Source organism: bacterium (assembly GCA_036504735.1).
In the GTDB taxonomy this organism is placed as follows: Bacteria; Electryoneota; RPQS01; order RPQS01; family RPQS01; genus DASXUQ01.
The window spans coordinates 990,781-1,011,143 of the sequence record DASXUQ010000005.1 but is presented as its reverse complement, the minus strand read 5'-3'; the positions used below and the strand labels follow the sequence as shown (position 1 = coordinate 1,011,143).

The window sequence follows — 20,363 nt, the reverse complement described above, 5'->3', positions numbered from 1 at the left end:
CATTAGCATAGTACACATGCCCGGTCAAGAGTTTGTGATGTTCACCATCCTCGGCAATGTCGTAAAGTTCCAGCTCACCATAGCCTCCCCAGTAGCTGCAATACACCAGCGGATCAATCACCACCTCCCGCGTGGGATCGTAGGGGCCTAAGACAAACCGGTAGCCACCATCAGCGGTCAGGTCATAGCGGCAGGGGATTTCGATTTGGGTGTGGTTAATGTTTTGGTAGGCAAAGGGGGCTGCTTCGGTCACCGTGGCTAAAGACGTGGACAAGAGCAAACTGCCGTTTGCATCTACGCCGATTGCTCCTTCCTGCCCTTCATAGCGCAGTTGAATCAGGGATGCATCGGCACCGGGCCGGAGGTGGTAGACGGTTTCGATGCCGTGGGTGGCGATGCGGTATTGGACGTCAATTCCCGGCCAGACATCCTTAGCGGTGACGCTGCGGTAATGGCCGACACGGCTTTTCCATTTACAGCTATCACGGGACAGGAAGTAGTTGCTGTAGCTGGAGAGCTTGTTTTCGCCGGTCAGGATGGGAGTAGGGTTGGCATAGAGGTAGGACAGGCGGAGGACATGCCCCCGCACCGATATCGGCTCGCGCTCTTCTTCATGCCGCATCCGGTCCATCGGATCACGGCTGCGCGGCGGCTTGTCAAACTGCCGTAAATCCATCGCCATTCCGATTTGGGTAAGGAAATAAGCCGCGCCATTGCCCTCGTATTTGAAGGCAAACGCGCCTTCCCACTGCCCTTCATTCTGGACAAAGAAATCCGTCTGCGGCACCGGAGCGCCCGCCATGGCGCTGCCCGTCCCGATCAGAAAAGCCACTACCCATGCCGCAGATCTTGTTGACATCCACATTGTAGATTTCCTCATATTTCTATCGTGATCATAGTCGTCCAAGCAAAAAAGCCTCGCCCAATACTTGGACAAGGCACCACCATCTACCTCGCCGTATGGCGGTGGCTTACGAACAAAATCTGATACAACAGCCACAGCCTCACCAAACCCTCCCGGTTCAGCCCTGCCCGCGTAACAAACCATCTGCTCAATAATATAGCAACTCGCTCCGGTTTGTCAAGCGAAATGATGCACACTGCAACAAAAAGATTGCTACGAAGGATAATATGACAAAATCAGGCGTATGTGCAAGATTTTGCACACAGGCAAGTATATTTACCATTGTGATTGACGACGGTCCTGTCACATAAGTTATTCATAAAACGGCGATTGCGCTTGATCGCAGACCTCGCGACGCAACGTCCAATGCACTCCTTTTGCGTGGTGACGCTATCCGGGCGCCACCAGAACCGTAGAGAGAGGCGGTATTCCGCCAAAACAGCATTATTTCACCATCGCGCCAACTCTAAGCATATGTCCACGACATACGAGACCGGTCTACAGGCCGGGGGAGTCCAAGAACTTTCTCCGCTTTAGCTCGTTTAGACCTCGACCAAACGCGGCACAAAGTCAACAGGCCCCCCATTGCTGAGGGGCCTGTAAGATCCTTGATTACCGGAAAGTCGATTACTCTTTGTTGGCTTCGAATGGGTGCCGACGATTAGGGCGTTTGGGCTATGATCGTGTAAAACGCTTTTTCGTTCGCAGCGTCGGGAGTATCCACATACAGAGTGTCTGACGTTGAGCCGCGCAGTGTGGCTTCGGACGGCGTGAAGCCCGGAGTGTCGCCGCGATACACATTGTACATGACTCCCTCCATCGGGTTGCCCTGATCGTCGCGCACCACGTTCCAGTACAGCCAAAGCCACGGCGATTCGCAGCGAAGAATCAGTGCGGTGGGAGCGGATAAACCTGCCGCCACGCGCCCGACGTCGCACACCTGCGTGCCTTCACCGCAACTGTTCCGGGCGGCGATGCAATAGTTGTGCGGCGCATGGTCGCCGGGATGATCGTAGTAATTCGAGACATTGGCTCCGGCGACAAACACCAGCACCGCGTCACGGTAGATCGCGAATCCGGTCTCGTTGTTGAGTGTGTCCTGCCAGCTCAAATACACCCCCGCCGTGCCCGTGTCCGATGCGGCCATGCTCAAAGGCGCCGCCGGTAGAATCTGTCGCTGGCCTGCTACGGGTGGCGTCAGGACCGAGTTTCCACAGGCCGTCGTGTACGCGCAAACCGAGTAGTTGTAGACTCCCGGCGCCGGGAAATTGTAGAAGAAGGTCACGTTCGCGCCCACCGACCCGACTTGCGATCCGTTGCGGAAGATCCGGAATCCGTTCTCATTGTCGGAATTGTCCTGCCAAGTGATAATGATCGCCGAGCAATTCGTGTCCGAGGCTTGACAATTGGAAGGAGCGGCTGCCGACTGCAAACGCGTTCCTGTATCCGAGTTCGACGCATTGGACGATCCACAGGCATTGTAAGCGCAAACCGTATAAGCGTAGGCGCCAGAGGCCGGAGTATCGTAGAAGCTGGTGACGCTCGCTCCGACCGTACCCGCCAGCGACGCGCCGCGGTACACATAGAAACCGGTTTCACCCGTCACGTTGTCCGTCCAGCTGACGTTCACTCCGCTGCAACCTGTGTCCGATGCCACACAATTGAGCGGCGCAAGTAGTCCGGCAAGGCGTGTCCCTTGGTCGCTGTTCGAGGGATACGAGTCGCCGCAGCCGCTGTAGGCCCGCACCGTGTAGAGATAGCTTCCAGACGGCGGCGTATCATCAAATGTCTGCGCATTAGCGCCTGCGGATCCGGCAAGGCTGCCGTCGCGGAAAATATGAAAACCCGTCTCACCTGTCGAATTATCTATCCAGGTTACGGTGACACTTTGACAACTGTTGTCGCTCGCCGCGCAAGTGGACGGTGCGGATACGGCGGGCAGGCGCGTGCCGTTATCCAAATTGGAGTCCGTGGAGGTTCCACAGCCGTTATAAGAGCGCACGGTGTAAGCGTAAGTGCCGGACGGTGGAGCGTCGTTGAATGTCGTCGTATTCGCGGACACATCGCCGATTTGAGATCCGTTCCGATAGATGTAGTAACCACTTTCACCGGAGACGTCCCACCAGGTAACGGTGATACCCGTACAAATGTTATCGCTCGCGATCACATTGCTTACTGGAACGGGCGCACTCAGCCGCGCCCCGCCATCGATAGCGGATGGCGTTCCCGTACCGCAATCGTTGAATGCCGCGATGGTGTAGTTGTAAGTGCCAGCCGAAGGTGCGTCGGTGTAGGTCGTCACGTTGGCGCCGGTCTGTGCGATCTGGCTGCCGCCGCGGTAGACGTAGTAGCCATTCTCTCCACTGCGATCTGTCCACGTGATCACAATGTCCGCGCAATGATCATCCGTCGCGGACACTCCGGTGACCTGACCGACCGTGGTCAGGCGCGTCCCCGGATCCGTCGCGGAGAGTGTCCCGTCGCCGCAGGCGTTGTATGCGCCCACAGAATATGTGTACGTTCCGACCGCTGGAGCGTCTGTGTAGGTACACACATCCACACCGGTGGTCCCGATCTGGCTACCGTTGCGATAGACGCGGTATCCTTGTTCGCCGGACTGATCTGTCCATGTCACCACGACATTATTGCAGTTGTTGTCGGTCGCGGCGACGCCTGCGACCTGGACCGGAGTGGCTAGTCTTGTGCCGTTGTCGGAAACCGATTGAGAACCCGTGCCGCAAGTGTTGGTGGCCGCTACCGCATAACTACACGTAACCCCTTGGGACGCCGTGTTATCGGTGTAAATCGTGACGTTGGCACCTGCAGACCCGATCTGACTGCCGTTGCGATAGACGTAGTAGCCGTTTTCGCCGGACTGATCTGTCCATGTCACTACGACGTTATTGCAGTTGTTGTCGGTCGCGGTGACGCCACTCACTTGGGCGGGAGTACCTAATCGGCAACCTTGGTCCGACGATGATAGCGGTCCATCTCCGCAAGTGTTGTATGCACGCACGGTGTACAAGTAACAGCCGGACCCTGGGGTGTCTGTATAGTTAGTCACATCTATGCCGAGCGTCGCAATCTGACCACCATTTCGATAGACTTTGTAGCCTGTCTCGTTCGAAACATCATTCCAAGTGATCGCAATGTTATTGCAGTTGTTGTCCGTCGCTGAGACGCTCAACGCCCATTCCGTCAGATCAGAGATGCAAAAGGCCGCATTGGAGAAGTCGCGGGTTGTCTGCGCCTGATCTTCCACCTTAACATAGTAATTGCAGTTTGTCGTGAGGTCAGTTCCGGGAATCCACGGGTATGAACCGGTGTTTGGAAGGTTTGTCCCGATCCATCCCAGTGCATCAACCTCGTTTGTACTGCCCTGGTAGAGCCGCAATCGAACATTGCCGGGAATACCCGACGACTGCCACTGCACCGTGGTCTGCTGATTGACACAGAGGTTCTCCCCACCATTTGGGCTTGTCAAGGTAATACTTGATCCCCCACCCATGGGATAAATAAAACCTTGGTCGAAATAGCTCGTATTGTACCACGTTGTTCGTACTGTCCCCCACAAGCACCAACCCATTTCGGTCACCTGTACCTGCGAACCGGAGACTTGAACAACCCACGCGACATGACCTAAGCCGCCAGCGGCGCTGCTGTTGCAGGCAATTGTGTTCACGGCTGGCGTCGCGCTCACGGTATAACCATGAGATGTTGCGTAGCCGGCCCACGACGTCGCGTTACCCCAGCTCACGCCACCGAGCAGGTTGTCATTCCACACGCAGCAAGCACGATCCCACGCCCACCACGTGCAATTGCCTTGCGGGTTTGAGCAGCATGGATAAGGATTATAAGCCCCACACAGACAGTCGTCGTAATGTCCCGCACATTCGTAAACCAGTATCGGAGACCGGCCCTTTCCCGCGACGCTGTCTTCCTGCTGCAGAGCCATAAGCGCGTCCCGCTCAAAAGTCAATGTCTCCAGTAAATGACCGTAGATGGGCTCCGCAGCCCCGTTGTCCGCCTCGTGGTATCGAATACCGAATACGTCTTTGCCGTGCTTGAAAAAGGTGCTTCGCGATGGGTAGGCCTGTATCCCTTGCGTATTCTCTGCATGTTCAAACGCGCCGACATGAAGCTCGGACGCGCTCGCCGGAGTCATTTCGCTTGACTTGAATCCGAGAATCTTCTGATGATCATCTATCCAATCCGCAAGACTTCCATTGGATTGATCCTCCCAGACATCCACGCTGATGCGCGCGCCCGATGTGCTTGTGAGTTCCGTCTGTTCCACAGTCACGAACTCCGGGACGTTGCCTCTCGTCGCGATCAGTCGTGCATACCATCCGTCGGCGGGAAACTCCAGTGAATACCCCACCCCGTGTCCCGAAATCCGTTGCCATGAAGGGTCCACGACCTGCGCGGGCAGCGCGGCGATTCCCCATAACAAGATCAGCGCCAGGGAAAACAAACGACACATCTTTCCAGATCTGTTCATGATACTTTCCTCTGCTCAAGAATTGTATGTGGTGAAGTTACTTCGACTAAGTGCCATCACAAAGCATCAATACGGATGCCGGCTGACGCGCCGGCTCGTGTTGCTCGTTGAGCCGACCGCGCGCAGTGGCACCGTGCTCGGTATCACTGAATAGAATCTTCGGTTTGACGGTCCACCCAGCGGGTTCACATCCACAAACACCGTGTCCATCGTCGTGCCCAGCAGGTTCGTCTCACGGGGGAGAAAGGACATCGTACTGTCGGCGTGGACGGCGTAGGAATGTGCACCGGGAACCGGCTCCCAGTAGAGCCACACGTTGGGCGCTTGCGGCTGGAGAATCAATCGCTGAATCGGACTCAGCGTCGAGACCGAGAGCAGCGGAGTCAGAAAACCCGCGTTCATCTGAAACACCGCGCCGCGCGACCGCCCCGGAGGAGTGGACTGCCCGTAAACAGCTGTCATGCGAAAACGTTCGGACGCGCTTGCCCTGCCTCCACCCGCCGTGGCCGACTTGAGCATCCGGAAGTGCTCGCTTTGCGGCTGGGCATACACTATACTGACGATAAGGAGCCAGCCGGTGCAGAAGTAATGTCTCTTCATAGTCAGTCCCCCTTCGCCTGTGATGCCCGTTTGAGTTCCAGCACCATGTCTCGCAATTCGCGGACTTCTGCCTCCAGCGCATCCGCCCGCTCGACCTTCTTATTCAGCTCTTGAATCGCCGCCAAAGCAATCCCGGCAGGATCAATCGTGGAAATTCCCAGGCTGTCGTCGCCTGCGTGAAAGAGCGACCAAAAGTCCTGTGCCATAGGGCCAATGTGCTCGATCGAAGGATCTTGCACTTTGTAGCTCCACCTTTTGATCGGCAGAGTTGCCACGCGCTTCAGAATATCCTCGGTGTCCACCAGACGGATATTTCGCTTCTTCGTGCTGTCTGATATGGAGATCCATGCCGAACTGTTTGCCGGAAGCCTCGCTCCATCCGTGCCAGATGACGTGTAGAACCAAGCTCCTCCCGTCGCTCGCACGCGGAACTGGTTAATATCAGTGCTCAAGATGCTCGCGTTATAGGAGTCGCCCCAGACAAAGCAGCCATCGTGAAGAGCCTTGGCACGTCGGCCAGCCGCAAACGCATAGACGCCTTGGGCGGTATTGCTATCGCCGCCCGCCACCGTGGATTGGTCTCCGCTTGCCATGTTTCGCCTCCCGCCACTCACGACAGACCACGTGCCGGTCGCCAAGTTGCTGTCTGCCGCGCTTGAGCCGCCTCCGCCGGCGACTACACTGTAGTTGCCCCGCGCGTGATTCCAGCCGCCACCTCCGACGGTTGCCCGCCCGCCAGTGGCATCGTTGCGGAATCCTCCGGCCACCGTCGCGTAGGATCCGTCGCTGACGGTGTTATACTGACCGCCGCCAATGGCCGTGTATGAGGCGCTCGCCGTGTTAGACTGCCCACCGGCGACAGTGGCCCCGCTGCTGGTTGCTTGATTGGATTCTCCTCCGCCCACAGTGGCGCCGCTTGCGGCCGTGTTGCCGTATCCTCCGCCAATTGTCGCGCGCTGACCGGTTGCCTGATTACTATACCCTCCTCCAATCGTAGACTGGTTTCCGCTTGCCACGTTGCTGCCACCGCCGCCAATCGTAGCCTTGTCTGCGGCAGCCTGATTATCATAGCCACCGCTGACGGTGGACGATGTGACAGTCGCTTCGTTGCTATAGCCGCCGGCAACGACCGCGTATGATCCGCCGGCGTTATTGAGAGTCCCGCCACCGGCTACCGAATAACCCCCGCTGGCTGTATTGTCTTCGCCGCCGCCAGTAGTGGACCATCCGCCACTCGCGGTATTGGATACGCCGCCACTCACAGTGGCGCTGATACCGTTCGCAGTGTTGGAAGTGCCCCCTCCTATCGCCGCATGATCACCGATGGCGCCGTTTCTGCTCCCGCCGCCTACTGTCGCGCCGTACCCGTGCGTGAAATTGGAATCGGATAGGGAGAGACTCCCCCCGCCCGCGACTGTCGAGTAATCGCCCCGCGCTCTGTTGTTGGCTCCACCCAATACCACGGAATGGTCGCCCAGCGCAAGATTGTTCTCCCCAACCGCGAGCGAGTAGTTGCCTGCGTTCGAATTCCCGATTCCGATGCTTGCCTTTCCGGAAACCGTGAGATTTCCCGCAACACGTCCTCCGCTCGCTCCATCCACGGTACCCACCCGGAAAGCGTACCCTGCCGAGACCAATCGCGTCCGCGGGCTGAGTTCCGAGTCGCTGCCCGGCACGACTCCCATCCACAGCTCACTGCGGTTGAAGATGCTGTCCGGCAAGGCCGTCGTCGCGCCGAGGATGACATCAAACAATCCCTTGATGACCGTGATCGTCGCGTGGTTCTCGCTCCAGAGCAGTGTTGCGCCTGGTGCCGATCCGTCATAGAGCCGAAACGTCATGGATAGAGTCGTGTCGGCGGGAACATCGGTGATGCTCGCCAACAGGCCCTGATAATTGAGCAGCGGCGGCACGGCGGCAATAGACATGGCCGCGCAGAGACAGAACAGCGATAAGAGCAGAAGTCGGATACGCATGGATACTCCAGCGATAGTTATGTGGATGAAGAAAAGGCACTTTCCATGGAACGTGAGGCGGACGAAACAAAGAAGAACACATCACGTACTGAACATCACCGGTGATCACCGCGACATGCTTGGAAGTTGGTCGGGGGTTGATAACCGCGATTGATTCGTTCTGAAGTTTAGGCGTCTCAGGAGTACGAATTCACAATCCATGCATGTCTGGAAAACATGTATTACAGAATTGGCCGGTGGCCTATTTGAGTCGGTTACTATAGCTCCACATCGATGCGGTTACTCGTCCCTGTAAATGAGCGAGGTGTGACTGTACCGCGTGGCTCAAATTGCGCGTGGGTGAAACTCGCGCCGAATAGCCTCGCTATCCGTTGCAGTCTCTTGAAACCGCCCACGTCAACACCGATCTGCAAACGGTGTTTATTCGCTCGGCGTGGTGCTTTGAAGCGACAATCCGAACGCCAGCCAATCTTGGTCTGCTGGAGGTTAACTAAATGGACGAACGAATGCGGCAGTATTCATGATGATACGCATGCTATTAATACTAGACGTTGCAAAGTCAGCACTATATATGGAACGGGTCAGACTTGCATTTTCAGACATAAGTCCGCATCTCATTAACCTAATGGCTTAAGCTCCACGTTCAAAGGCCCATGGACATCATCTTCTCTTCACTTCGCCTTCAAAGAGACTGTTGCGATCTTGCCCGCGCGATGCGAAGGTGGGGAGGTCAACCGGCGCTGCGCCTCAACCTCAGGCTGGACCCGCTCCGCGCGGTCAGCACGTTTGCGGCCTGAACAAGCTCCCGTTTGGAACATTCCATCCTCTACTCTATGACCGGCGCGGACAATTTGCGCTCACCGTGTCAGGTAAGCTCCGGCTCATCTTCCGTCCAGTGGGTGATCCTCATGTCATATAGAATCATCGTGGCGAGTGGATCTGACAAGCCATTACTGCCGTCGAAATCCTTGAGGTAGTTGACTACCATGATTGGCATTCAAAACCAGTACCGCAGAACCAGAGTCCTGCCACCTGGACTTACGCTGCATGAGACCCTCGAAGCTCTAGGAATGTCCCAAGCTGACTTGGCTGCTCGAATCGGTCGATCTCCCAAACATGTCAGCGAGATCATCCACAAGGGAGGACCGATCACGTCCGAAACGGCCCTTGATTTCGTTGGGAGCGAGTGAGTGCCCAGCCATTTCTGGCTGAATCTTGAACAGAACTATCGTGAGTTCTTAGCGCGCCAAAAAGAAGCCGAAGCCATTGAGATCGAAATTGCTTCCTACCGTCAGTGGCTGAAGAGTTTCCCGTTTAAGGAGATGATGCGGCTGGGTTGGATCGAGCCACAGCAAGGAGAGATTGATACCATCCGTGCGCTGTTATCCTTTTTCAGGATCGCGTCCAAGGATCAATGGTCATGGGAACGTGCAGTTGGACTCAGAACTGCATTTCGGCAGGCAGCAATCAGCCAGTCGCCGGCGAGGTTTGCTTTAGCTGCCTGGCTGTGGAAGGGGCATCTAGATGCTCAACGCATCGAAACGGCAAGCTACGACATCGACACGTTTAATGCTGCGCTGGGGGAAATGAGAGGCTTGACCATCGCTCCTTTCAACGAAGCGATTTCAAAGATGAGGGAAGAATGTTCGCGGAGTGGAGTTGCGCTTGCCTTCACCCATGAGCTCCTCGGCATTCGAGTCTACGGTGCGACGCGGTGGCTTGCCAATGGGAGGCCTTTGGTCCAGATGTGTCTTCGAGGAAAGAGTGACGATCAAGTCTGGTTTACGTTCTTCCACGAGTCCGCTCATATTCTCCTCCATGGCCGGACTGACATCTTCGTGGAATCGGAAGACTCTACGGACATTGAAAAGGACAACCAGAAAGAAGAGGAGGCGAACCGATGGGCGTCTTCAATACTCATTCCTGACGATGCCTGGGAAGATTTCGCGAGCGACGTCTTCTGGCGAATCCAAGGCAATGATATCAGACACTTCAAGAGATACGGGACGGAGAGGATACAGTTCATCCGCCGGTTCGCATCAGAACAAGGTATCGCACTTGGTATTGTGGTTGGCCGACTGCAGAAGCAAGGCTTAGTTCCGTGGAATCAGTGCAATGATCTGAAGGTGGCTTTGAGGTGGAAGACATCCTGACGCTTGCGATAGAAACGACATGTGATTCATGCCCCGCATCCGTGGGGCTTTCTTTTGCGGTGATTTCTATCCAAGCTAGGCAGCCATGGATGCTGATACAGGATCAGTGTGTAGGTTCACAGTGTGCAGCTTTCGCGTGGCACAACACACTGGCGTGGTGCCAGTTGATCTGAGGTTGGACGGTGATTCTTCCTGCTACTTCACGAATAGGGACATATGTCTGTGACCCGCTCCCGAACGGCAAAACTGAATATTACCGCTCAGTATGAGTCTTGTGCGAGTGTCGACAGTTGGTTGGTATTCGCTGCCGACCGGTAGATCTCTGCATCGACAGGAGATCGATAGGATACTGAAACCTGCGGTCTGCAATATGCCGAGTTTGCGATCACTTCTTCGATGAGAAATCAAACATGTTTGCCGACTTGCCTCTGTCAAGCCGAAAAGCAGACACATTGCCGATCTCATTAATGAAGCGTACTCGACGTACGTGTGTGCCTGCGGAGGCAGAAACTAAGAAGACTGCATTTACAGACACCGCGTTCTGCGCACCTCTCATCAACGTGTTCAATTGGGCCACTGCAGTTTTCTCTTCAGCTCTGCCTGAGCTTGATAACCTTCGATCAAATCTCTATAACGGTTTTCGATCTTGCTCTTCAATCGAAAGGCCTTGACGTGAGAGTAATGGCTCAAAGCAATCCTCTCCAGGACCAAGCGTCCGTCGACACAGAACTGGTCACGATAATGCTCTTCCCAATCTAGACGTTGACCGAAACACGCCTGCTTGATGGACTGAAGAGCTGACACGTGTGCCTTCTTCATGGTCTCTAGGAATTCATAAATGACATTCACTTTCGATTCAATATCCTCATTTGCAGGAACCATCATTTCTGGAGAATCGATAGAGAGCAAATGCGGGTACGCTAAGCAATGATACAAGAACTCGAACTTGGTGATTGTAAAGCCGACGAATTCGTTACCCAGGGGCATGAGAATGATCCGAGGATTGCCAGCAACCAACTCTGCCCAACTCACCATTGCCTCGGAGTCACCGAGTTCTACGTACCGATGATCGACTTGAACGTTATAAAGCCTGAAGATGCTCTCAAGAACTAACTGTTCCGATACGCCGATCTTCTTGAAATCAGAGATTGCGTTGGCAACTCGCAGATTGCGGTTCTGCGCAGCCGCCAGCCATGCGATCACCATGAGGTCAATATCACATGCAAAGGGTTCTGCAAGGGCTCCCTTGCTGTACTGTTCGTATTTGTCGGACACGTCCAGCAGCATTTCGTGCTTCAAATTCGCCACAGAGTATATCCATCGGTACAAATAGCTCTTGAAACTCTGGTCACTGATTTCTACCTTTCCCCGCTCATTCAGTATCACCCTGTTAGCGGCAAGATGGAACATGTAAGAAATGAAGTCATGATTTAACGCCAACATCTGCCTAAAGTTGTTATTCGATATGCTAAATATCTTTTCCTCAACGAAGCGCATTGATATTCTTGGCTTCAGTTGATTAAACACGTCAAGGACCTGCGTTGTCCTCCCTCGCGCGAAGCGTTCCGTTGCATAGAGGTACCTCCTGTTCAGCATGTCATTCACAAATTCCATTGTTGGCGGAGTCATGCGAATCGGCCGAGTCCGTTCTGTTGCATGCGACTCGAGTGAGACGACTTCTATTACGCCTCCACCATGGGCATTCAACTCAAATCTAAGGAGGTTTTTTTCGCGGACGGCCACTACAACATTAAATGATCTTTCGCCTCCGTGGAAAATGTCGATGGCAACGGAGAAGAGAACGGGCTGAAGTTCAGGATCGAGCGGGTCGACGTTATCCAGTACCACAATAAACTGCTTTATCTCCTGCGAACGAATTATGCATTTTATCATGCTAGCGCAAGAGATGTTCGCTGAAATAAAGTTGCTCTCTTCGACAACCGTCTGATACTCGGTAGAGAAGATCTGCCATAGCTTCGTTCTATCCTCGCCAATATGCGGATTATTGAATTTCGCTTTCCATTTCAGAATCAAATTCTGCATGCGAGCTACGTAAAATTCTGACATCAGTGCTTCAAATATATACTTAACCTTGAACGCATCATCTGACAGGAATTGTCTTGCGATTTGCTCCTTGAATAGATCCCGTACCACACGGTGGCGATTACTGCTGTCCGGGGGCATTCCATATGTTCTTTCGATTTCAGAGCGAAAATCAAAGATGAAACACCGAGTTTCGTCCGAAAGAGATCTAATACACTTTCGCAGTAGACTTGTTTTTCCGCGGCCAATCGGCGCAGCAACTACGAGGAAACTGTTCACACCATTGGACAGCTTGGACAGTATTTGCCGCTCGAGATCAGGCGTATTGGCATAAAGCGTGCTGAAGAATATGTCCGCAGCTGGCTTAGTACTCGTGGGATGAACCTGATCAATTTCGAATGAGAGCGATTCCTGCAGGTAATCAAGCAGCAATTCGTATTCACCGAGATCCATTGTCATTCTCCAGTCTTTAGGATGTGTTTTGTGAGTGCTAGAAGTATGGCCGCCAGAGCAGCCACCAAAGAAATGGCAACTTGGTTCATGTATCGCCTGCTAATATCTTTCGTGGCGTTCGCTGCATCGGTTCTGGCGCTGTCGAAACAGAAGGGACAGATCAGACCTAGCTTCCGTCTTCGGGGAATCACCGAAGCCAAAGGATACCAAAACCAGAAAACTTGTGTGCACTTTTGCGTGAAGAATGTGCACTCGGCACACGAGCTCATCCTTTCGCTCTTAACGCTGAATGAGGCAATCCAGCAAAATGCGAAATGCAGTAGAGCGATGCATGAAAGACCAAAGATTGTATAGGTAACGCAATCCACAAGAATCATTAACGCACTCCATTAGTTTGCAACGCGGGAAGAACTATAGGTTGTAACCGGTCAGTGAACTATAGATAGCCGATCTTGAAAGATAGAGCTTTGACCACTGATTCAGAATCAGTGAATCGGCCAAGTTACTGATTCGTGAAGTAGGTGCTGAGATCCTTGTCCGACCAACCGCCGTAGCTCCCGCGGCTGGGCACGCTTGAGAAACTTGGATGTCCGGGGCGGCTTCCAAACCCAGGCATTCCCGGAGCACCAGACGTGCTGGGATGCGAGGGTAGGTGTCCTGAAGCGTTGCCCAAGAAACCTAACGCTCGGTTGCGGGAATCGAAAAGTACACCGTGTTCGAACCAGCCGCAGTGACGTCCGCGTAGACTGTAGACGTTGATTCCACTAATCCATGCGCTAACCCTTCCGTGATTGTCGCGAATGCAGTCACCGTCATGAATCAGCGTGGCCTTACCCGAGCGATTGAATATCCAAACTGCCATTGTTACCTCCTTCGTCGGCTTTGACTGCTCCGCAGCGGCCACTATTGCCACTTCCTCAGCCACTCCAGTACGGCCCACGTGGCTTCCAGATCTTCCCGGTTGTACTGCATAATCTCGCTCATGACCCGGTTCCGAAGAGTGGTATCTTCTGTTTCTACGGCCTTCACGTACTGGGCCATTGACCATTCCCCGCCAAAATCCTCCATCGTCCGCTGGTAGCCGATGTATTGTTCGATGACCTTGAGGCTATAGCTGGGAAGGGGGAAGATTAACGCCTTCTTCACCACACGCAGAAGGTCAAAGCATGAATCCAAGACCCGCTGACCGATGCCGTTTTGGTCTCCGTAGCGGTTCATGTACAAGCGCAACTTGGTGGTCTCGTAGGTTGCCCAGTGCAGGAACTTGATATCACCATAGTCGCTGAAGATCTGCTCCGCCAGTTGGAGAAACCCATTCCAACCATTTTCATCACCCTGCGGCCCAAAGTCCGCCAAAGCGCATTGGTAGCTTCCGGAACGGTCGCCGAACACTTGCAGTCCCCACAGGTAGACCTTCTCCGAATCCTCCAAGTGCGGGGGCATTCCCTCGAGATCGAACATGACCACATCGGGCCCCAGGTTTAGCTCGAGGGGAGCGATCTGAATTACTTGGTTATCCCGTAGGGCGCGGGCCTGTTGCAGAATAATGGCCGCCTTGCTGCCGATTCTCTGCATATGGTCGCCCCAGGGGCGCTGGACCGCCGCCAACGACGTCGCATCGTAATTGGCAAGCAAATCGTGGATGGAAATAGTTCCTTGCGTGTGCAAGGTCTCAGCTGCGGATTGGTCAACCTCTGGTAGGACTGCGATGTCGAGCGCACCTCGGGCAGCCTCCCAGCAGTGGTCGTGATAGGCACAACCGTTGCACTTGGACCAGCCTACGGGGGAATAAGGAGCTGGGGTCTGGAGGGCTGTTTGTCGGATCTGGTGAAGGTCCTGAAGCGCCAAGTGCCCACCGTTCATTGGCACCGTGGCGATGGTGCCGTCCCCGAGAAGCGCCTCCAAAGCCACTGGCGGGAAGCCAAAGGTCGTCTGGAAGAGCCAACCATAAAGGTCCATCTGCCTCAGGATCTCGGGGTGACGCTCTTCATCAGCGTGGCGGGATAGCTTGCAGTCGCGGATCGTGTAGCTACCGTTGTTGGCGATCAGCAGGTCAGGGATCCCGACGATTGTGTCATCGGGAATGCCGGGAAAAGCGGCGCGGAGGACGCCTTGGTAGATGACTGGCTGTCGGCTTTCTACGGCCCGTTTGGTCGCCACAATGCGGTCATCCGGTACCCCTGACCGCAAGTCTACAAATTCAGGAAAAGTCCCGACGTGGGCGGTTTCATGGCGGATTCCTAGATCAGTCAGAACCTCTTCCCATGCCGACGCCTTAGCCGCCGGAGTCTTATTGCGCTGGTGAAAGACACGACCCAGGCACCGGGATGGCCGGTACATCGTCGAAAAATCGCTGGCAGAGAATTGCATGGCAACCTCGTTGCCTGAAAGTTCGCTTAATGAGGTCGGAATTTCCGACACACCTACTTTGTTCGAGCCAGAGGAATCTGTTTCATTGATTGGATAACCATGTCTGGAGACACGCCAGACAATTTCGATGCTCGGGCGACGTTCATGCCTTTGCGCCTTTGCAACAGCTCTCGTGCACGACGAACACGCTCGGCGTTTGAGAATTCATCCGGTGAGAGTAACTTGAATCCACCCAACTTGATACTCCTTCAGTGTTATGAGACTCGGGGGCAGTCTAGTGCCGGTTCCACTTAGGTCTGAGCGGTTGAGTCGCTGTTGAGCGGTTGCGCGTAGAAGGGGTAGAGTCTATTCTCACGAGGAGGAAAGATGTACCCTGGTCTACGATTGCGCACGCTGACGCGGAAAGAAGGTCAGACCTTGTTGCGGATCGTGCGGCGTTCGCCGGACAAGGTGGCCGTCAAACGGGCCTCCTGTGTTCTGGCCGCCGCCAGTGGCATGACGGTGCCGCAGATCAGCAAGAGTCAGTTTGTGCATGCGACCTATGTCCGCAAGATTCTGAACGGTTTCAATGCCGAAGGGTTAGCCTCCATCGGGAACCGCTACGGCATCGGTCGGCCCCGCACTTTCACCGACGCCGTGCGACACGCGATTTATCAGGTGGTGATCACGCCGCCGGCCCGGCTGGGACTGCCTTTCACGGTGTGGTCCCTGCTCAAGCTGCGAGACTATCTGATCACCGAGAAGATCGTGGCAACGATCAGCCTCGAGTGGCTGCGGCGGATCCTGCTCGAAGGCCATGTCAGCTTGCAGCGCACCCAGAGTTGGAAAGAGTCCAAAGACCGGGACTATGCTCAAAAAAAAGACGGCTCGATTACTACTACCGGGAAGCCCAAGCGGGACGCAAGCAGGTGATCTGCTTCGACGAGTTCGGCCCGTTGGAGATCCGTCCTCATCATGGCTCGGACTGGGCCCGACAAAGGCGGAGTCGCCGTCTGCCTGCGACCTACACACGGCCCCATGGCACGATGTACTTCTTCGGCGCTCTGGATGTCGGTCAGGATCATCTGTGGGGCCTGCCCTACGAACATCAGACGCAAGGAGAAGTGCTGGACTTCTTCATGCTGCTGCGGCAGCGCTATCCCGAAGCGCAGCGCCTGTACATCATCCTGGACAACCGCAGCGCCCACTTCACGCCGCCGATTCTGGCCTGGGTGCGACATCACAACATCCGCTTGGTGCGGACCCCCACTGACGCGTCGTTCCTCAACCGGATTGAATGTCAGTTTACCCCACTCAAGAAGTTCGCCCTAAGCGGCGTGTATTACCGGAACCACGCCGCGCAGGTCGCCGGGATCTTCCGCTACCTGCTCTGGCGCAATCAGCAAAAGGTCAAACCCACGGTCCGACACCGAGATGTCCGAGTCAACCTTTGTTGAACCCGCACTAGTTGCCACTCCGAAGCGAATCTTGATCGCGCAGTTCCGTGTCGTTCACTGATGTCCGCTTGGCCTCTTTAGCCATATTCGCAAAAACTCGGGGTATGCTTGAAGGATGCAATCCCATTGATTTCCAAGAAAGCAATATCTGGATTGCTTCGTATCTAATATCCTCTTTCGTTGAATGCCTGCTGATTGACTTGAACTCAGGCAGATGGCACACACGGAGGTACCTGCCAGACCCACAGGGACAGGAAAGATGCCTCCATCTGGACCGCTGATAGACCGCCGCGAGCATCTTCAGGATGCGAGACGGACTTGAAAAGCCCATAAATTCGGAATAGAATTCCAAGATCCCTTTTCCGTGATGCGAGAGCTCACCGTAGGGCATACGACCGTACCGCTGGAAATAGCTGTAGGAATAGAGATATGGAATGACCAGGGCCTCAAAGAAACCGAGCAGTGTGGGATTTGATGCAAACTCCATTCTCACCCTGAGTGGGGCTGCAAGGCACAGGCTTCCGTCAGTGTAACGATGGTGGGACGACGAAATCCTGTCTCCGATCTCAAAGATGCTCGGCGGCTTCTGGGGATAAGATGAGTTCAAATGGACCCTAATCCGATACTCGTCATAAATTCCGGTGCCATCGTAGGTCGCATGGAAGCAAACAGTCCCAGAGAGATCCCCGAGCGCGTTACTTTCGGGCACGGCCGCTTCAAACACAAATCCTGGATACTTGGTATTCAGCTCCTGGATTTGTGAGAGTATCTGCACCTGATGCTCGTTCGCCATCGTCTTATTGACCCCAAGGTCGAGGCGCAGAAGTGCCTATAGCAATTGTCGGAGTTCCCGATGTGACAGACTTGAAGACTTCAGGGACTGCCGATGCAGCAGCAGATTTCGTGAGACGGGCGCCAAAACTCTTCTCGAACTGTTCCATAAGCTGTTGCGGCCTGTCGTAGGACGACAGACTTCGCACAAACTGCTTTGCGTCACCGAGCCAGTCCCAAAAATTCTTCACTAGGACTGGATCGTGTGCCCACTTGTCGGCAAAATTCTCCTGCCAATTCGCTGGGTTCCTTACGGCAGCGCGACCATATTCATTTCTAATGTTATCCTCCAGATGGTTCACAATTGTGTCGAGGGCTGCGAACAGGTCACTTTCGCCTTGATACGCTTGCGCCGCCAGCGTGGTAATGATGATTGAAGTAGGCTTCTTGTCATTATTGCCGAACTTCTCATCCCGGTGCCGCTTAAGTACCTGAATAGCTTTTTGCAGTGGCGTCTTTCGTTCGTAGTAGGGAATGTCCTTCACACTGGCTAACTTTAGGGATTTCCTGATTTCCTCCAGAAGCATCGCCATTTGTCCCTCAAACCACTCTGCATATCCTTTGGGATTGCTGTGCAGCCAATCGGGGATACGGTCGTCAGTGATGAGTATCGAATTGGGCCCGATGACCTTCTCCCCGGGGGCCATTCTTGTTGCTGTATCAGGGATTGCCGGCACAATATCAAGGTGAAATTGCGCCGAATCAGCGTAGTTGAGTCGCCAGCAGCGATGTTTCGGCTCGACGTTGTCCTTGTATGCCTTGTTATCCTTCAGTCGATCACCGACGATCTCCCGGAGCATTTGGCGTGTGAGACCGGTGCCACCCTCCAGATCGCAGACGAGGTCAACGTCAAATTCGTCCTTTTCCGGACGCGGCTTCACTACTGTACCGAGACGCATCGATCCCTGAGGAAACACCTCTGGCGAGAAAGGGTGCAGTGGCGAATCGTCCACGTTCAGCCACTCCCCGACTGACTTGTAGGCTCGTTCGGCATTCTTGAACTGCGTTGGTGTAATGTCGACATCGCGGATAATTTGTTCTAATAGATCCATGCTGGCCAGCAGGAGTTCGCGTGCCATGCTCAGGTCTCCGGGTTTGGTTAAGCTTCTTCACACGTACTGGGCGTGCAGTTCTCGCGGTCTTCATAAGGCCCACTATCAATTGTTGGGCACTGGAGAGTCTACGGTTACCAACGGCACATATTGCGGTGCCATATGCTGGCTGAATTTCTCGGTGTACACAGGTGTGAATAGACGGCTATAAAAAGCAGCTTTCCCTATGAGCTGATCTGCCTTCTGGCTTCCGTCTAGCGTGAACACGCCATCTGGGACTGTGGGATTCAATCTCTCCACGTTTCCTTCGCCGAGTAGTAGCTTTGCATGGTTGTTGGCCGCAATGCTCTGGCTGCGCAAGACAATCTCTGTGGCAGCTTTACTGACCACCCAACGGATGAGCCCGCCGTTGTCCAGATGCTGCGATCTCGCTTTGGTTTCGTCAGTCGTTCCAATGCTCACCACAGCAATCGACTCCAAAGGCACATCGAGGAAACGGTACGCTTCGACTATGCCGGCCATGACCGGGTTATTCGCCCACACGCCTCCGTCAATCAGCCGAACGCCGTCAACACCTTTGAAACATGGGAAGAACGTAGGGGCGGAGGAAGTTGCAGCAGCTACTTGCCACGCAAAGACTTTGTAGTCTCGCCTCAATTTGGGATGGTGGGGTGTGCGAAAAAGATATACTTGGTCCTCACCCATACTGTAAGACGGAATCACTAATCGCTTTGCGCTTTCTCCGAAACGCTTATTTCCGAAGCAACTTCTTAAAGCCGTTATTAGGTTCTGCGGCGAATACTTGCGGTAGGCGAAATGCTGCGCGCGTTTGAGTCCCAACCATTGTGGGAATATTCTCGGTCCATAGGTGAGATAGAATTCGACGATCTCGCGAGGTGACATCCCCATGCCCAGAGCTATTGCAATAATACCACCCGTGGACGTTCCGGTAATCAGGTCAAAATGATCGGTTATCGGAGTGCCGCAATCCTCCTCGATGGCTGCCAACACTGCTGCCGAAAAAAGTCCCTTGATACCTCCCCCATCAAGTGATAGTATCTGAAATCTGCCCGAATTCAACGGTTCAAGTCTCCACTTGTTGTTAAGATTTAGGTTTTCTTCCTGCCGCTCGCAAGATAATTGACCACTGACACCGCATCAGTGCTCGCTCCGCCTGTGACCCGCGAGAACGCTATGCCAACAGCTTGAGCAGACGCACCGCAGCCACACCGAGGGTCTCCGCATTCTCCATAATCCGACTCACCTTCTCGTTCTCTTCCGTGGCGGAATCCACTAAATCAAGCAGTTCCAGCAAGTGCTGCCGGTCTGCCGGTTCGGGAAAGAAGCGCTGAATATCCTCATCTCGGAGCCGCGTCAGGTTGGCGATCCGGGTTGCGAACTTCTCATCCGTTGCTTGCGCAGCCTCGCGGGCTGCATCTGCGAAACGTCCCATCGTTATGGCTCCTGGTGATTGAGGGAATCCAGCAGAGCGTGAATCTCCCCAGCCTTGCTCGCAGCGTCCTCGATATTCCCCTTGAAGCGCACAACTTCGGTTAGTGTCCGGTCGATCCGGTCCAAGGGGATAATCTGTTCGGGCCGTAAGTGCAGGGCCTTCAGCAGCTCCTCGCGAGTGTGACCAATCTTGGCCGCGGACCGCAGATGAGCCGTTAACGACGCGTTGACCATCAGGATGTCGTCATAATGGGCCGCCACGGCAGAGTCCAGCATGCGCTCCGTATCGTCAAGGACTCGAAGCAAAGCCACACGGCGCTGGGCGATAGCTGCGGCAGCATCCTCGGTGTATTCGGTCAACAGCTGGCCTTTCAGCGCATCGGACGGGGCAGAGCTCACCTGCCGGATGATATTCGTTTTGACGAGCAACGCCGCCATGAACTCCGGCACCCAATTCGAATCCACGAACATGCACACTTGTTGCCGGCGCTCATCCATGTAGGCATGAATAAGGGCTTGATGGGACGCCTTGGCCGACACGATCATATGCCCCATCTCTTCGCTGAGGGTCACGGAGGCCTGGGGAATGTGG

14 protein-coding genes are annotated in these 20,363 nt (G+C 54.6%); 3 read left to right on the top strand and 11 right to left on the bottom strand.

Translation table 11 applies throughout. The features are described from left to right. From VGL38_06060 to VGL38_06045, 4 genes are all read right to left on the bottom strand, one after another. On the bottom strand, positions 1–859 hold an 859-nt coding region (locus tag VGL38_06060), incomplete at its 3' end, for a hypothetical protein (GenBank protein ID HEY3294980.1). 706 nt (positions 860–1,565) lie between these two features. Continuing rightward, entirely contained in the window at positions 1,566–5,405 is a 3,840-nt protein-coding gene (locus VGL38_06055; protein HEY3294979.1) for a CHAP domain-containing protein, read from the bottom strand. A 66-nt stretch (positions 5,406–5,471) separates the two neighbouring features. Next, complete coding sequence (locus VGL38_06050; protein ID HEY3294978.1) at positions 5,472–6,005, bottom strand: hypothetical protein; 534 nt, start codon at positions 6,003–6,005, stop codon at positions 5,472–5,474. Positions 6,006–6,007: 2 nt separating this feature from the next. Then, positions 6,008–7,981, bottom strand: coding sequence for a tail fiber domain-containing protein (locus tag VGL38_06045; GenBank protein ID HEY3294977.1), 1,974 nt, complete (start codon positions 7,979–7,981; stop codon positions 6,008–6,010). Positions 7,982–9,171: 1,190 nt separating this feature from the next. On the opposite strand from VGL38_06045, the gene VGL38_06040 reads away from it, so the two are divergent. Then, the gene (locus tag VGL38_06040) at positions 9,172–10,134 is read left to right on the top strand and encodes an ImmA/IrrE family metallo-endopeptidase (GenBank protein HEY3294976.1); all 963 of its coding nucleotides are present in this window, start codon (positions 9,172–9,174) and stop codon (positions 10,132–10,134) included. A gap of 564 nt (positions 10,135–10,698) precedes the next feature. Here the strand turns inward: VGL38_06040 and VGL38_06035 are convergent. From VGL38_06035 to VGL38_06025, 3 genes are all read right to left on the bottom strand, one after another. Beyond that, complete coding sequence (locus VGL38_06035; GenBank protein HEY3294975.1) at positions 10,699–12,630, bottom strand: hypothetical protein; 1,932 nt, start codon at positions 12,628–12,630, stop codon at positions 10,699–10,701. Positions 12,631–13,132: 502 nt separating this feature from the next. Then, a complete protein-coding gene (locus tag VGL38_06030; protein HEY3294974.1) occupies positions 13,133–13,492 on the bottom strand; it encodes a hypothetical protein in 360 nt (119 codons plus the stop codon). A gap of 41 nt (positions 13,493–13,533) precedes the next feature. Next, on the bottom strand, positions 13,534–15,000 hold the full coding sequence (locus tag VGL38_06025; protein ID HEY3294973.1) for a TM0106 family RecB-like putative nuclease: 1,467 nt from the start codon (positions 14,998–15,000) through the stop codon (positions 13,534–13,536). Between the two features lie 366 nt (positions 15,001–15,366). Between VGL38_06025 and VGL38_06020 the strand changes: the two genes are divergently transcribed. Beyond that, positions 15,367–15,912: a helix-turn-helix domain-containing protein gene (locus VGL38_06020; GenBank protein ID HEY3294972.1), complete on the top strand. Its 546-nt coding sequence runs from the start codon at positions 15,367–15,369 to the stop codon at positions 15,910–15,912. Next, a complete protein-coding gene (locus VGL38_06015) occupies positions 15,909–16,436 on the top strand; it encodes a transposase (protein ID HEY3294971.1) in 528 nt (175 codons plus the stop codon). Before VGL38_06020 ends, VGL38_06015 begins: the two co-directional genes overlap by 4 nt. Positions 16,437–17,233: 797 nt before the next feature. On the opposite strand, the gene VGL38_06010 is transcribed toward VGL38_06015, so the two are convergent. The 4 genes from VGL38_06010 to VGL38_05995 all read right to left on the bottom strand — a co-directional run bounded on the left by VGL38_06010 (position 17,234) and on the right by VGL38_05995 (position 20,344). Further along, positions 17,234–18,346 (bottom strand): nucleotidyltransferase, encoded by a 1,113-nt coding sequence (locus VGL38_06010; GenBank protein ID HEY3294970.1) that lies wholly within the window; start codon positions 18,344–18,346, stop codon positions 17,234–17,236. A 78-nt stretch (positions 18,347–18,424) separates the two neighbouring features. After that, positions 18,425–19,399, bottom strand: coding sequence for a CBASS cGAMP-activated phospholipase (locus tag VGL38_06005; GenBank protein HEY3294969.1), 975 nt, complete (start codon positions 19,397–19,399; stop codon positions 18,425–18,427). 112 nt (positions 19,400–19,511) lie between these two features. After that, entirely contained in the window at positions 19,512–19,772 is a 261-nt protein-coding gene (locus tag VGL38_06000; GenBank protein HEY3294968.1) for a hypothetical protein, read from the bottom strand. 2 nt (positions 19,773–19,774) lie between these two features. After that, a complete protein-coding gene (locus VGL38_05995; GenBank protein ID HEY3294967.1) occupies positions 19,775–20,344 on the bottom strand; it encodes a hypothetical protein in 570 nt (189 codons plus the stop codon). Positions 20,345–20,363 lie beyond the last annotated feature (19 nt).

What these genes read in the sequence shown, in the direction of transcription:
- VGL38_06055 (HEY3294979.1), bottom strand. Translation starts at nt 5,405, where the DNA reads ATGAACAGATCTGGAAAGATGTGTCGTTTGTTTTCCCTGGCGCTGATC.
- VGL38_06050 (HEY3294978.1), bottom strand. Translation starts at nt 6,005, where the DNA reads ATGAAGAGACATTACTTCTGCACCGGCTGGCTCCTTATCGTCAGTATA.
- VGL38_06045 (HEY3294977.1), bottom strand. Translation starts at nt 7,981, where the DNA reads ATGCGTATCCGACTTCTGCTCTTATCGCTGTTCTGTCTCTGCGCGGCC.
- VGL38_06035 (HEY3294975.1), bottom strand. Translation starts at nt 12,630, where the DNA reads ATGGATCTCGGTGAATACGAATTGCTGCTTGATTACCTGCAGGAATCG.
- VGL38_06030 (HEY3294974.1), bottom strand. Translation starts at nt 13,492, where the DNA reads ATGGCAGTTTGGATATTCAATCGCTCGGGTAAGGCCACGCTGATTCAT.
- VGL38_06025 (HEY3294973.1), bottom strand. Translation starts at nt 15,000, where the DNA reads ATGCAATTCTCTGCCAGCGATTTTTCGACGATGTACCGGCCATCCCGG.
- VGL38_06020 (HEY3294972.1), top strand. Translation starts at nt 15,367, where the DNA reads ATGTACCCTGGTCTACGATTGCGCACGCTGACGCGGAAAGAAGGTCAG.
- VGL38_06010 (HEY3294970.1), bottom strand. Translation starts at nt 18,346, where the DNA reads ATGGCACGCGAACTCCTGCTGGCCAGCATGGATCTATTAGAACAAATT.
- VGL38_06000 (HEY3294968.1), bottom strand. Translation starts at nt 19,772, where the DNA reads ATGGGACGTTTCGCAGATGCAGCCCGCGAGGCTGCGCAAGCAACGGAT.